The organism is Inhella sp., assembly GCF_027532025.1.
GTDB lineage: Bacteria > Pseudomonadota > Gammaproteobacteria > Burkholderiales > Burkholderiaceae_C > Inhella.
This window is the reverse complement of sequence record NZ_JAPZSY010000017.1, coordinates 1-13578: the sequence shown is the minus strand read 5'-3', so window position 1 is coordinate 13578 and position 13578 is coordinate 1. Positions and strand designations below refer to the sequence as shown.

Here is a 13578-nt window from a genome sequence, read left to right as displayed (position 1 = left end):
ATGGCTCAACACCTCAATCTGTTCGACGACCGCCTGCGCCCGCCGCGGGTGTGGGTCACGCCCGGCCGCGTGGTGGTGCTGTTGCTGACCGTGGCCGCACTCACCGGGGCTGCGGGTTGGCAGGTGCAGCAGCAGGCTCGGGCCGCCGAGCAGCGGTCGGACGCCATCGAAACCCAATTGCGCCAACTGGCCGCCCAGGTGCCGGCCGTGGCGGACGGCGCGGCCCAGCGGGCTGAAATCGAGCAGCTGCGCCAGCGCTTGCTGGGCGCGCAAACGCTGGCCAATGCACAAGCGGGTGCGGTGGATGGTCGCGACGCCGCCGCGGCCTTCTTGCAGGCGCTGGCTCAGGCGGCGCCCGGCGATGTGTGGCTCGACAAGGTGCGCTGGCAGGCGGGCCCAGGCGGCAGCGTGGCGTTGGAGGGTCGCATGCTGGATCCAGGCCGGCTGCCGGCCTATTTGCGCCGCCTGGAGGCCCAGGGCCCGCTCCACGGTCAGCGCTTCGCCCAGGTGGAGGCCACGCCAGTGCCGGTGGCCACGGGGGCTCCGGCAGCCCCGGTTGCCGTGTTCCAGTTCGTGTTGCGCAGCCCTGGGCCTGCGCCGACGGGGGGCCGATGAGCGCCGTACGCACCGCTTGGCAGCAGCAACAGGCCCGCTGGCGGGGGGCGTGGGCCCGCTTCACCGCCCGTTCGGTGCGCGAGCAGCTCATGCTCGTGGCCGTGTTGGCCCTGTTGGTGTTTTGGGTGATTGACGCCCTTTGGCTCACACCCGCGCTGGCTCAGCGCAAAGCCGCGTTGGCTCGAGAAGCCACGCTGCTGCAGGGGCAGCAGCAGGTGCAGCAGGAGCTGCAGTCCACCATCCAGCAGCGCGCCACCGAAGCAGCCCAACGCCAGTTGGAGCTCAAACGCTTGCGCGACCAATGGTCGGCGCTGCAGCAGCAACAGCCCCAGGTGGCGCAAGCCGATGCGGCGCGCACCTTGGCCCTGCTTGAATCGCTGGTTCAGCGCCAGGCCCAGGCGGCCCCGGCGGGGGCCTTGCAGTTGGTGGCCCTGCGCGCAGTGCCCGACGTGGCGCCTCCCAGCCCGGCAGCCAGTGCGCCGAGCGCCCCACGGGTTTACCGGCATGGGGTGCAACTCGTGCTCACGGGCCGCTACGAGGCCTTGCAGGCCTATGTGCAAGCCTTGGCCCGGGCGGGTGAGCTGCCCCTGCGCCTGCGCGGCCTGTCTTTGGACGTGGTGGAGCACCCCACGTTGGAGCTGACCGTCGACCTCGAAACCCTGAGCACGGATCCCACATGGCTGGCGCTGTGACCCCTTTCCTGCGGCGGTTGCTGGCGGCTGCCGTGCTCTTGGTCTGGGGGACACCGGCGGCCGCGCTCGATCCCACCCAACCCCCGGCTGTGCTGCGCGCGCTACCGGCGGCGGCCACGGCGTCCGCCGCGCCGGCGGCAGCGGTGCCGGAGCGCCTGCGTCTGCAAGGCTTGCGGCTGGGGCCCATGCCCAGCGCGCTGATCAACGGCCAGGTGCTCAGCCCGGGCCAGCGATGGCAGGGCCACACCTTGCTGCGTTTGGAAACCGACGCCGCGGTGCTGCGCGACCCCGAGGGCCGCTTGTTGCGACTCCTGCTGCTTCCTTCCTCCCCTTCAGCGGCCGCCCCGGCGCCGCGCGGGAACCGCCCATGACGATGCTGCGAACCACTCTCCTTGCTCTGGCCTGGGTCATCGCCCTGGCTCCCTTGGCCGAGGCGCAAAGCCCTCGCGTGCCGCGGGCAGCCCCCACGCCGCCGCCGCCCCAAGCCGCGGCGGCGCGCAGCGACCGCTTCGACATCGCCCTGGTCGATGCGCCGGCCAGCCAAGTCTTTTTGCAGATCGTCCAGGGCAGCCCCTTGCAGGTGCTGGTGTCGCCCGAGGTGGAGGGGCGCATCAGCCTGAACCTGCGCAACACCACGGTGCTGGAAGCCTTGGATGCCGTCAAGGAGCTGTACGGCTACGACTACCGTGTCCAGGGCGACAAGGTCTTCGTTTACTCCAATGCGGTGCAGACGCGGATCTTCCGCATCAACTACCTGCCCGGGCGCCGGCAGGGCGAGAGCGACCTGCGCGTGAGCAGCGGGGCGTTTTCAGGGGAGAGCGGAGGTCAAAACGGCGGCGCTGGCAGCACCGGGGGCAGTGCCACGGGCAGCGGCGGCAGCGGACAGACCCTGCGCGTGACCGACAGCGCCAAGGTGCGCACCACCTCCGACGCCGACTTTTGGGCCGAGGTTCGTGCCTCGCTCCAACTGTTGGTGGGGTCTGAGCGGGGGCGCTCCGTGGTGCTGAACCCTGCGGCGGGGGTCATCGTCGTGCGCGCCACGGGGCCGGAGCTGCGTCAGGTGGAGGAGTACCTGCAGGCCATCCAGATCAGCATCGAACGGCAGGTGATGCTCGAAGCCAAGATCCTCGAGGTGAGCCTGACCGACGACGCCAAGACCGGGGTGAACTGGGGCGCCTTCGGGCAGCTCTTGGGTGGCGCTCGCGGGGGCCAGCTCAGCATCGGCGTCGGCCAGCCCGGCGCTGTGGTGGGGCGAACCGGCCCCATCACCGACGGCACCAACATCAGCGTGCCGGGCGTCAGCATCGATGCCAGCGGGGTCGGTCGCGGCTTTTACGGCTTGGCCTTCCAAGCGACCAATTTCGCCGCCATGCTGAACTTCCTGGAGACGCAGGGCGACGTGCATGTGCTCTCCAGCCCACGCATCGCCACCCTGAACAACCAGAAGGCCCTGCTCAAGGTGGGTTCTGACGATCTGTACGTCACCGGGGTGACCACCAACCAAACCACCAACGCCACGGGCGGCGGCACCACCAGCTCGCCCTCGTTGACGGTGACGCCCTTCTTCAGCGGCATCGTGCTTGACGTCACCCCGCAGATCGACGCCGAAGGTCAGGTCATGCTGCACATCCACCCCTCCATCAGCCTGGTGAGCGAGCGCGAGAAGGTGCTCAACCTGGGCACTTTGGGCAACTTCCGCCTGCCGCTGGCCAGCACGGCCATCAGCGAAACCGACGCCATCGTGCGCGTGCGCGACGGCCACATCGTCGCCATCGGGGGGCTCATGACGCAAGAGCTGCGCGGCGACCGCACCGGCCTGCCGGGGCTGTCCAGCTTGCCGGTGTTTGGCAGCTTGTTCGGCCAGAAGAGCAAGGTCAACCGCAAGCGCGAGTTGGTCATCCTCATCAAGCCCACCGTCATCAAGGACGCTGGCAGTTGGCCCGAAAGCCCTGCCGCCAGCGCCCCCGCGGTGCCGGAGCGCCAGCCGCGATGAACCAGCCCGCCCGCATCCGCCTGGGCGACCTGCTGACGCAGGAGGGCTTGCTGCAGCCGGCTCAACTGCAAGAGGCACTGACCGAGCAAAAAGCCACCGGCCGCAAGCTCGGGCGCATCTTCGTGGAGCGCGGCTGGGTCACCGAGGTGCAGATCGCCAAGACCGTGGCCCGCCAGCTTCGCGTCCCGTTCCAGGACGTGAGCAATCTGTCGGTGCGTGGCGACATCGCGGGCCTGCTGCCCGAAGGCCAGGCGCGTCGCCTGCGGGCGATGGTCATCGAGGCGGCGGCCGGCAGCGCCTTGCGGGTGGCGATGGCCGACCCGACCGACATGGCGGGCTTCGACGAAATCGGCCGGATCCTCAAGCGCGATTTCCAGCTCGTGGCCGTGGCCGAGACCCAGCTGATGGCGCTCATCGACCGCAGCTACACCGGCGCCAGCGAGATGGCCAGCCTGGCCGAGCAGCTCACGAGCGACCTCGCCAGTGTTGACGATGCGCTGGGCGACCTGCTGGGCCTGAGCGCGGTGGGCGCCGAAGACGCCCCGGTGGTGCGTCTGCTGCAAACGGTGTTCGAGGAGGCTTTGCGTCGCCGCGCCAGCGACATCCACATCGAGCCCCAACAGGCCAGCTTGAGGATCCGCTTCCGCATCGACGGTGTGCTGCACGTGCAGACCGAGACCGACGCCAAGATCAGCGCCGCCGTGGCCTTGCGCATCAAGCTGATGAGTGGTCTCGACATTTCGGAGCGACGCCTGCCCCAAGATGGTCGCTTCCACGTCAAGCTCAAGGGTGGGGGCGTGGACGTTCGCATTTCCACCATGCCCACGCAGTTCGGCGAATCCGTGGTGATGCGACTGCTCAACCAGAGCACCGGCTTGCTCAGCTTGCCAGGCCTTCAACTGCCCGAGCATGTGCAGGGCGCCATCCAGCGCGCGATTGACCGCCCCAGCGGCATGTTCTTGGTGACGGGGCCCACCGGCAGCGGCAAGACCACCACGCTGTACGCCACCCTCAATGCGCTGAACAACACCGAGCGCAAGATCATCACCGTCGAAGACCCGGTGGAGTACCGCCTGGCCGGGCTGAACCAGGTGCAGGTGCATGAAAAGATCGACCTCGGCTTCGAGCGGGTGCTGCGGGCGGCGCTGCGTCAGGACCCGGACGTCGTGCTGGTGGGCGAGATGCGCGACCAAACCACCGCCGAGGTGGGCATGCGCGCGGCCATGACGGGCCACTTGGTGCTGAGCACCCTGCACACGAACGACGCCTTGTCCACCGCCACCCGGCTGCTCGACATGGGCGTGCCGCGCTACATGGTGGCGCTGTCCCTGCACCTCGTGCTGGCCCAACGCCTGGTGCGAACCGTGTGCACCCACTGCGCCGAGCCCCACGAACCCGATGCCCGCGAGATGGCCTTGGTCGAGGGCTTGGGGCTCAGCCTGGATGGTGCACGCTTCATGCGCGGGCGCGGCTGTGTGCATTGCAACGACACGGGCTACGCCGGGCGCATGGGTGTTTACGAGTTCTTGGAGATGGACGGCGAGCTCATCACCCTGATGAACCGGGGCGACAGCGAAGGGTTCACCCAATTGGGACGACAGCGCATGCGCGGCAACACGCTGCGCCATGACGCCACCCGGCGTGTCATCCAAGGATTGACCACCCTGGACGAGGCGCTGCGTGTCTCCGTGTACCTCGACGAGGACGACTGAGTGCCTCGTTTTGCTTACACCGGCTACGGCGCGCAAGGCGCGCAGCAGGGGGAGTTGGAGGCCCCCAATGCCAGCGCCGCGGCCGACGCCTTGCAGGCGCAGGGCATCGTGCCCACGCGGATCGAGCCGGTCGCGGCTGCTGGCGCTTCGACCGAGGTCGGATCGGCATGGATGGAGGGCCTCCAGCGGTGGTTGCGGCGGGGCATCGACCCGGTGGACCTGCTGCTGTTCGCGCGGCAGTTGCACACCCTGCTCAAGGCGGGCGTCCCCATCCTGCGGGCTCTGGCTGGACTGACCGAGTCGGCCACCAGCCAGCGCTTGCGCGAAACCCTGCAGGCCGTGCGGCTCAGCCTGGAATCGGGCGTTGAGCTCAGCCGCAGCTTCGCCCAGCATCCGAGCGTGTTCGACAGCTTTTTCGTGGCCATGGTGCGCGTGGGTGAGATGACCGGCCGTTTGGACGAGATCTTCCTGCGGCTCTATCACCACATGAGCTTCGAGCAGTTCATGCGCCAGCAGGTCAAGTCGGCGCTGCGCTACCCGATGTTCGTGGTCATCGCCATGGTGGTGGCCATTGGCGTCATCAATGTGCTGGTCATCCCGGCGTTTGCCGGGGTGTTCAAGAACCTCGGCGCCGAGTTGCCCCTGGCGACCCGCATCTTGCTGGCCACGTCCAACTTCACGCTGCAGTACGGTTGGGCCATCGTGGCGGCCGCGGTCGCGGCCTTCCTGGTGTTCCGCCAGTGGGTGGCCACCGAAGCGGGACGGTTGGCTTTCGACCGGTTCAAGTTGCGCTTGCCCATCGCGGGGCCCATCGTGCTCAAGGCCCAGCTGGCGCGTCTGTCCCGCAGCTTGGCCTTGGCACTGCGCAGCGGTGTGTCCATCGAGCAAGCGCTCGTCGTCGTGGCACAGACCTGCGACAACCTGCACATCGCTCGCAAGGTGGAAGGCATGCGTGGCGCCATCGAGCGCGGTGAATCGTTGCTGCGCGCAGCGATCCAGGCCCAGGTCTTCACGCCGGTGGTCTTGCAAATGATCGCCGTGGGCGAAGAAACCGGCGCCGTCGACGACCTGATGCAGGAGGTGGCCGACCTGTACAGCAACGACGTCGAGTACGAGCTGAAGACCTTGGGGCAACAGATCGAGCCCATCTTGATCGTCTTCCTGGGCGTGCTCGTCCTCATCCTGGCGCTGGGCGTGTTCCTGCCCATCTGGGACCTGGGTCGCGCCTCGCTGCGTGGCCGATGAGATGCGACGCCAAGGTGTCTCGCTGCTGGAAGTCCTCGTCGTGCTGAGCCTGATCGCGGTGCTGGCCACCGTGCTGCTTCACCGATTGGCGGAGGTCAGTCAGCAGGCCCGTCGCGTGCAACTGCAAATGGCAGCGGAAAGCACCCGCATCCATGCCCAGTTGCTGTTCTTGCGTTGCGGCGGTGCGTTGGATCCGGCGTGTTGGCAAGCGGCCCAGGATCCATCGCAACTCGCCCGCTGGCGCCCAGCCGACGACCCGCGTGCGGTGCCCCCGCCCGAGGCCGTCACCGTTTTGGCCCTGCTGCAAAGCATTGCGCGCGCCGCGGGGTTGTCGGCATCCGCGGAGCCTGGCCGTGCCTGGCGGTGGGAAGCCGACGGGGACCGCACCTTGCAAGTGACGCTGCAAGACGTGCCGCAATGCCGTTTTTCCCTGCACTGGCCCGGACCGGAGCAACCGGTCCGCGTGCAGGATGTGCAAACTGTTTGTCGATAGTTCCAGTTCGCCCCCCTGGGTTAGGAGAGCACCATGAAGCGCATCGCCCCCGCCGCTCAAACCGGCTTCACCCTCATCGAACTCATCGTGGTCATCGTCATCTTGGGCATCCTGGCCGCCACGGCGCTGCCCAAGTTCGTGGACCTCAGCGGCGACGCCAAGAGGGCCGCCGTCAAGGCCGTGGCGGGCGCCGCGGCGTCGGCCCACACCTTGAATTTCAGCGGTTGCGTGATCACCAACAACGTCGCCACCCCCAACAAATGCGTGCAGGTGAACGACTGCGACGACACGGAGAGTCTCCTGCAGGGGGGCTTGCCCGAAGGCTACAGCGTGGTCGCTGCGGCCATCGCGAGCAACGGGGCCAACCAGACCTGCACGGTTCGCCTCACCAACGAGACCGGCATCAACGCCACCTTCATCGCCATCGGCGCCGCGATCTGAGGGCCATGAACCGCCCCTGGCCGCCTTTGCCAGGCCCGTCGTGCCACAGCACGCTCGCCCGGTGCTGGCGCTGGCTGTGGGTCCTGGTGAGCCTGGGATTTTGGGGCAGCGCTGCCTTGGCCCAGACCTACACCTATCGCAGTGACAGTTATTTGTGGGAAACCGCCAGCACGGTGGTGAGCTGGGATCGGTCGTGCACGGCCTACCGCGGCGACGACGACCAAGCCACCCTGACCTTCACGGGTGGTTTCGTCTTCCCTTTTGCGGGCACGAACTACGGCAGTGTGCGGGTGTTGTCCAACGGGGTCTTGCAGTTCGGTGCGGACACGGGCTTCTTTCGCAACTTTGCCAACACCAATTTGCCGGCGGGGGCTGCCACCGTTCAATCGGGCTGCGTGGCCGGGCCCACAACCAACGCGTTGATGGCCTATTGGACGGATTTGAATCCGTCTCAATCGGGCAGCGGCAACGTCACTTGGCAGCAGAAGGGCACGGCGCCCAACCGCTATGTGGTGGTCTCCTGGAACAGCGTGTTCCAGTACGGCACGAGCACGCCCTACGCGCTGCAAGTCATCCTTTACGAGAACGGTGAATTCAAGTACCAGTACGGCAATTCCAACGCCACCGGCTCCCAGGCCACCATCGGGGTGCAGGTGAGCAACAGCGACTTCACGCTGTACTCCTTCAACAGCGGCTACAACGCCAATGGCACGGCCATCCGCTGGTACCGGCCCACCAGCACGCCCCAGCGGGTGGCCAGCTACCGTTTCGACGAGTACCAGTACACCGGCCGGGTGGGTGAGGTGTTGGACAGTTCCGGCAACGCCAACCACGGGCTCACGGTGGGTTCGCCCATCAGCAGCAGCACCGCGGTGGTGTGCCGGGCGCTGGAGGTTCCCGCCAACACGACCGCCACGCAGGCGGGTGCAGACACCTTGCTCAACGTGAACGCCAGCATTGGCAATTCGGGGGGCGTCACTTTCCACCACCGCAGCACGGCGGCCTGGACCGTGGGGCCCGCGGGCATGTTGATCGACGGCAGTGCCAATCCCGCTGCCCCGTTTTATTTGCAGCGCGATGCCAACGGGGCGCTGCGCTTTCGCATCACCGACAGCGCGGGCACCGCCCTCACCGCGACCACGCCGGTACAAAACATCGCGGCCAACACCTGGACCCACGTGGCCATCAGCTGGCGGGTGGCTGCAGGCACCAACCAATCGGTCATTCGCATTTCTGTGAATGGTTCCTTGGCGGCCACCACAGTCGGTACCACGACAGGCGCCCTGGTGGGCAGCTTGTCCACCCTGTTGGTGGGCGACGCTCGCACCAGCACGGCATCCACGGGCGGTACGCTCAACTCCGCCAATGGTTTCTTTGACGAACTCCGGGTCTACAACTACGACATCGGACCGGCCGAGGTCGCCCTGGACCGCACCGACACCCGCCTGTGCGTGTCACCGGTCAACCGCCTGCAAATCCAGCACCCCAATGGCAGCGCTTTGACGTGCACGCCCACCACGCTCACGGTGCGGGCCTGCAGCGACGCGGCTTGCCTCGTTCCGTTCGACGGTGGGGTGACCTTCACCTTGTCGGCCACGGGCACGCCCAGCGTCGTGTGGCCGTCGGGCAATGTGGTGAGCATCCCGCCGGGCAGCAGCAGCATCGCGGTGCCCGTGCAAGTCACGCAGGTCGGCTCGGCGGTGATCGGGGCCACGGCCAACTCACCGCCGGCGGTGAACGCGTCCACCTGCGACTTCGGCGCCCCAGCTTGCACGCTCACGGCGGCCAGTGCCGGTTTCTTGGTGAGCGTGCCGGCGCATCGGAGCGAAACCACCAGCACATTGACCCTGAGCGCCGTGCGCCAAAGCGACAACAGCTTGGCCTGCACGCCGGCGTTTGCCAACGTCACCCGCACCGTCACCTTGGGTTGCGCTTACGCCAACCCCAGCACGGGAACGGTCTCCGTGCGTGTGGCCGGTCAAGCCCTGAACGCCAGCAACGTGGCCAATGCCAGCTGTGGCAGCCGCGCCTTGGCCTTGAGTTTCGACGGCCAAGGCCGTGCCACCCCCAACCTCCAGTACGCCGATGCAGGCCGCATCACGCTCACCGCCTCGTACGCTGGATCGAGCGCCGACAACAACACAGGGCTGCTGCTGAACGGCAGCACCCAGTTCGTCGCTGTGCCTCAAGACTTTTCCGTGCAGCGGACCGATGCCGTGGCCTTGGTTGCGGGGCAGGCCTTCGCGGCGCGTGCCACCGCGCGCAACAGCGCGGGCGCCACGACCGCGGCGTTTGGCAACGAAGGCGGGAGCGAGCGTTCGACCCTGGCTTGGAGCTGGACGCGTACCGCTCCCTTGGGTGCCGGCACCGTGGATGGCACGTTCACCGGCAGCGCCAATGCCACCTCGGGTGTGGCCGACGCCAGCAACCTCGTCTGGAGCGAGGTGGGCCAGGGCAATCTGGCCGTCACCGCCACCAATTACCTGGGATCGGGCTTGAACGTCACCGGCACCTTGGTGGGCGTCGGCCCCTTCCGGGCGCGCCATTACCGGGTGGACGCCAGTGCCGGTTGCGGGTCGGCCTTCACCTATGCCGGCCAGCCCTTCGGCAGCGTGACCGTCACCGCCCGCAACGCCTTGAACGCCACGACGGTCAACCACGCCGGTACCTGGGCGCGCGACGTGACGCTCAGCGACGCCAATGCCTTCACGGGATTGAGCCTGACCCCTGGCACTGTCGCCGCCTCGCGCTTTGCGGCTGGCGTGGCCACCGTCACGGATGTGGCGCCCGTGCTCTCCGCCAAAGAAGCCGGCCCAGTGCCCAGTTTGCGGCTGCGAGCCACCGACGCGTTGGGGGTCAGCTCGGCCGCGCCCGAGGCCGAGCCGGTGCTGCTCGTCAAGAGCGGACGCCTCGCGCTGCAATCGGCCGTGGGCTCATCGGCGCGCACCCTGGACCTGCCCGTGCGTTTGGAGACCTGGAGCGGCAAGGCCTGGGTGCTCGAGACCGCCGACACCTGCACCAGCCTGGCCGCCAGTCAAGTGGCCTTGGGTCCCTACGCGGCCCTCAGCCCGGGCACGCCGACTTGGACGACCACGGTGGCGGGCGTCAGCCTGAGCAATGCCACCGGCATCGGCTGGGTGAGGCTCAGCGCCCCCACGCCCGCTGCGGGGGCCGGCACCGTGGGGGTGGCCCTGAACTTGGGCGACAGCACCGCCGACCAAGCCTGCCTGAGCAGCCCTCGCCCCGCCACCACCGGCGCAAGCCGCGCATGGCTGCGCAGCCGTTGGGGCAGCGCGGGTGTGGGCCTGGCCTGCAGCGGGGCCTGGAGCAGCGACCCCAGCGCTCGCGCCAGCTTTGGCGCAGCCACCGTGGAAAGCCAACGCCGTGTGCATGAACGCCAGCTGTACTGAGCGGCCGCGAGGCTTCACCATCGTGGAGCTGGTGGCCGTGCTCATCCTCATCAGCATCCTCGCGGTGGTGGCCCTGCCGCGCTTGGGGGTCATCGATGCGTTTCGCAGCCAAGGCTGGCGCGAGCAGGTGGTGGCGGGTTTGCGGCTGGCGCAGTCCACCGCCACTGGCCACCGTCGCCTAGTTTGTGCCAGCTTGGGTGGTAACCGGCTGACGCTTCAGGTCGCCAGCGCCAACCCGGCCACGACCTGCGACGCGGCCTTGCGCGGCCCGGACGGGCAAACGACGTGGGACGACACGGCGCCCGCCGCCGGCACCACGGTGACCGTGAGCCCCGCTGGCCCCTTGTTCTTCCAGCCCGATGGCCGAGTCACCAGCGATGGGGCCGGTGCCAGCACCGCCACCTTCACCATTTCGGCCACCGATGTGGCCGCCATCACCGTCTACGGAGCCAGCGGCCATGTCGAATGAGCGCGGCTTCACGTTGGTGGAATTGGTCATCGCCATCGTCGTCATCGGCATCGGCTTGGCCGGCGTGCTGGTGGCCTTCTCCACCACGACACGCGCCTCGGGCGATGCCTTGGTCCAACGCCAATTGCTGGCCCTGGCCGAAGGCCTGATGGAAGAGGTTCAGAGTCGCCCCTTCGCGGCCGTGCCTGGCGGCGGCGGCGCGGGCTGCGAGCGCAGCGCCTTCAACGACTTGGACGACTACAACGGCTATGCCACCAGTGGCCGCATCTGCACCGTGGACGGCGCCGAGGTGGCCGCCTTGGCCGGCTATTCGGTCAGCGTCAGCGTTCAAGCGACCACCTTGGGCGGTGTGGCCCAAGCGCGGCGCATCGTCGTCACGGCCAGCAGCCGCTCCGACTCCCTCAGCCTCGTGGGCTGGCGCACCGGCTACGCCATCCCATGATGACCTGGCGCCCCGCCCAACGTGGCTTCAGCTTGGTGGAGCTGGTGTTGGTGATCGTCATCACCGGCGTGCTGGCTGGCGTGCTCACCGTGTTCGTGCGTCCGGCCATCGACAGTTACAGCGCGCAGCGTGGCCGCAGCGAGATGCAGGCGGCGGCGCACGCCGCCTTGCAGGCCATGGCCTGCGACGTGCGCCTGGCCCTGCCCAATTCCATTCGCACGCCCGGCGACCAATGCTTTGAACTCATCCCCACGCGCGGTGGCGGCCGCTACCGCATGGCCGGGGCGCCGAGCCAAAGCCCGGACTTGTCGGCCGTGCTCGACACCAGCACCGTCACCTCGGCCTTCGACGTGCTGGGCGACCTGAACGGCGCTGCCGCCGTGGGCGACTGGGTCGTGGTCGGCAACCAAAGCAGCAACGAGGCCTACCAGGGCAGCAACCGCAGCGCCATCACGGCCATTGCCGCGCCGCCCTCGGCCGTTTACGGCCAGCAGCGCTTCAGTGTGAACGCCATCCAGTTCCCGGTCGGTTATGGCGGCGGTCGCTTTTTTGTCGTGCCGGCATCCGAGCCGGCGGTGTTCTACCGCTGCAGTGGCGCGGGGGTCAGCAACGGCGAGGGCACTGGCACGCTCACGCGCATCACCGGTTATGGCTTCAACGCCGCCTACCCCACAGCCTGTCCCACCTCCGTGGGTGCCGTCATCGCCACGCGGGTGGCGGCCTGCAGCTTCGTGTTCGACCAGCGATCGCTCAGCGAATTCGGCGTCATGAGCCTGCGCCTCGAGCTGATGCGCAACGGCGAGCGCGCCAGCCTGCAATACAGCGCCATGACGAGCAACGTGCCATGAAGCCAACGCCGCAACGGGGCTTCGGCGCGATCGGCGCCGTCGTCGTGCTCGTCCTGCTGGCCGTGTTGGCGGCCACCGTGGTGCGCTTCAGCAGCGGCAGCCAGGCCAGCTTGTCGCAGGACGTGCAGGCCGCGCGTGCGCAATCCGCCGCCCGGGCCGGCATCGATTGGGGCCTCTTTCAGGTGCTCAAAGGGGGCTGGGCGGGCTGCACCGCCACGCAAACCCAAACCCTGGACCTGCGCGCCGACACGGGCATGCGCGTCACGGTCAGTTGCAGCGGCCAAAGCTACGAGGAGGGCGAGATCAGCCCTGGGGTGACGCGCACCGTGCGCCTTTACCGCCTGCAAGCCGTGGCCTGCAACGGCAGCAGCGGCACCTGCCCCGACAACGCGGCGGCAGCCGGCGCGCAGTACGTCGAGCGGGCGCGCTCGGTCACCGTCACCGACTGATCCCCGAAACGACAAAGCCCCGCCGAGGCGAGGCTTTGGGTGTTGCGCGGACCGCAATGGGTCCAAGGCATCACTTCTTCTTCTTGGCGTCCTTGCCTTTGGCCGGGGCCGGGGCGGCGGCCACCACGATCTCTTCGACCTTGGGTTCCACCGGGGTGGCGATCACCGGGTTCGGCTTGCCGTGGGTCACGACCTTCACGCCCTTGGGCAGGACGATGTCGTTCACGTGCACGCTGTGGCCCTTGGTCAGGTTGGCCAGGTTCACTTCGATGAACTCGGGCAGTTCCACGGCCAGGCAGCTGATTTCCAACTCGGTGACGACGTGGGTTACGGTGCACTTGTCGGTCTTGACGGCCGGCGATTCGGCTTCGCCGATGTAGTGCAGCGGCACCTTCTTGGTGATCTTGGTGGTGTTGTCCACGCGCTGGAAGTCCACGTGCAGGACTTGAGGCTTCCAGGGGTGGTATTGCACGTCGCGCAGCAGCACCTTGACGGCTTGGCCGTTCAGCTCCATGTCGAGGATGGAGCTGTGGAAGGCTTCCTTCTTCAAGGCGAAGAACAGGGCGTTGTGATCGAGTTCGATCATGGTGGGCTCGCCCGCACCGAAGACGATGCCGGGGACCTTGCCCGAGATGCGCAGGCGGCGGCTCGCACCAGTGCCTTGCAATTTGCGCTCAAAAGCGACGAAGTTCATGGTTCACTCCAAGTGAGTCGGGGGCTCGCGACCAAGCCTCCGGTGAGAAAAAGGGCTGGCAGCGCCAGCCCCAGG

General features: G+C 67.9%; 14 protein-coding genes. 13 read left to right on the top strand and 1 reads right to left on the bottom strand.

Annotated features, from left to right (window positions below):
• From O9335_RS03705 to O9335_RS03645, 13 genes are read left to right on the top strand one after another with little or no spacing between them, the layout of a single operon-like run.
• Nucleotides 1–615, top strand: coding sequence for a PilN domain-containing protein (locus O9335_RS03705; protein ID WP_298383745.1), 615 nt, complete (start codon nt 1–3; stop codon nt 613–615).
• Nucleotides 612–1307, top strand: a complete 696-nt coding sequence (locus O9335_RS03700; protein ID WP_298383742.1) for a hypothetical protein — start codon at nt 612–614, stop codon at nt 1305–1307. The genes O9335_RS03705 and O9335_RS03700 overlap by 4 nt, the downstream gene beginning before the upstream one ends.
• Nucleotides 1304–1678, top strand: a complete 375-nt coding sequence (locus O9335_RS03695; protein WP_298383739.1) for a hypothetical protein — start codon at nt 1304–1306, stop codon at nt 1676–1678. Before O9335_RS03700 ends, O9335_RS03695 begins: the two co-directional genes overlap by 4 nt.
• On the top strand, nt 1675–3300 hold the full coding sequence (mshL, locus tag O9335_RS03690) for a pilus (MSHA type) biogenesis protein MshL (protein WP_298383736.1): 1626 nt from the start codon (nt 1675–1677) through the stop codon (nt 3298–3300). The genes O9335_RS03695 and mshL overlap by 4 nt, the downstream gene beginning before the upstream one ends.
• On the top strand, nt 3297–5012 hold the full coding sequence (locus tag O9335_RS03685; protein ID WP_298383731.1) for a GspE/PulE family protein: 1716 nt from the start codon (nt 3297–3299) through the stop codon (nt 5010–5012). The genes mshL and O9335_RS03685 overlap by 4 nt, the downstream gene beginning before the upstream one ends.
• Nucleotides 5013–6257, top strand: coding sequence for a type II secretion system F family protein (locus O9335_RS03680; protein WP_298383728.1), 1245 nt, complete (start codon nt 5013–5015; stop codon nt 6255–6257).
• 1 nt (nt 6258) lies between these two features.
• The gene (locus tag O9335_RS03675) at nt 6259–6750 is read left to right on the top strand and encodes a prepilin-type N-terminal cleavage/methylation domain-containing protein (RefSeq protein WP_298383725.1); all 492 of its coding nucleotides are present in this window, start codon (nt 6259–6261) and stop codon (nt 6748–6750) included.
• 33 nt (nt 6751–6783) lie between these two features.
• Nucleotides 6784–7191, top strand: a complete 408-nt coding sequence (locus O9335_RS03670; protein ID WP_298383722.1) for a type II secretion system protein — start codon at nt 6784–6786, stop codon at nt 7189–7191.
• A gap of 5 nt (nt 7192–7196) precedes the next feature.
• The gene (locus O9335_RS03665) at nt 7197–10601 is read left to right on the top strand and encodes a DUF6701 domain-containing protein (protein WP_298383719.1); all 3405 of its coding nucleotides are present in this window, start codon (nt 7197–7199) and stop codon (nt 10599–10601) included.
• On the top strand, nt 10582–11070 hold the full coding sequence (locus O9335_RS03660; protein ID WP_298383717.1) for a type II secretion system protein: 489 nt from the start codon (nt 10582–10584) through the stop codon (nt 11068–11070). Before O9335_RS03665 ends, O9335_RS03660 begins: the two co-directional genes overlap by 20 nt.
• Nucleotides 11060–11512, top strand: a complete 453-nt coding sequence (locus tag O9335_RS03655) for a prepilin-type N-terminal cleavage/methylation domain-containing protein (RefSeq protein ID WP_298383716.1) — start codon at nt 11060–11062, stop codon at nt 11510–11512. The genes O9335_RS03660 and O9335_RS03655 overlap by 11 nt, the downstream gene beginning before the upstream one ends.
• Nucleotides 11512–12360 carry a type II secretion system protein gene (locus O9335_RS03650; RefSeq protein WP_298383714.1) on the top strand — a complete coding sequence of 283 codons (849 nt, stop codon included), beginning with the start codon at nt 11512–11514 and terminating at the stop codon, nt 12358–12360. Before O9335_RS03655 ends, O9335_RS03650 begins: the two co-directional genes overlap by 1 nt.
• Nucleotides 12357–12809: an MSHA biogenesis protein MshP gene (locus O9335_RS03645; protein WP_298383712.1), complete on the top strand. Its 453-nt coding sequence runs from the start codon at nt 12357–12359 to the stop codon at nt 12807–12809. The genes O9335_RS03650 and O9335_RS03645 overlap by 4 nt, the downstream gene beginning before the upstream one ends.
• 70 nt (nt 12810–12879) lie before the next feature.
• On the opposite strand, the gene O9335_RS03640 is transcribed toward O9335_RS03645, so the two are convergent.
• The gene (locus tag O9335_RS03640) at nt 12880–13503 is read right to left on the bottom strand and encodes a 50S ribosomal protein L25/general stress protein Ctc (protein WP_298383709.1); all 624 of its coding nucleotides are present in this window, start codon (nt 13501–13503) and stop codon (nt 12880–12882) included.
• Between the last annotated feature and the right edge of the window lie 75 nt (nt 13504–13578).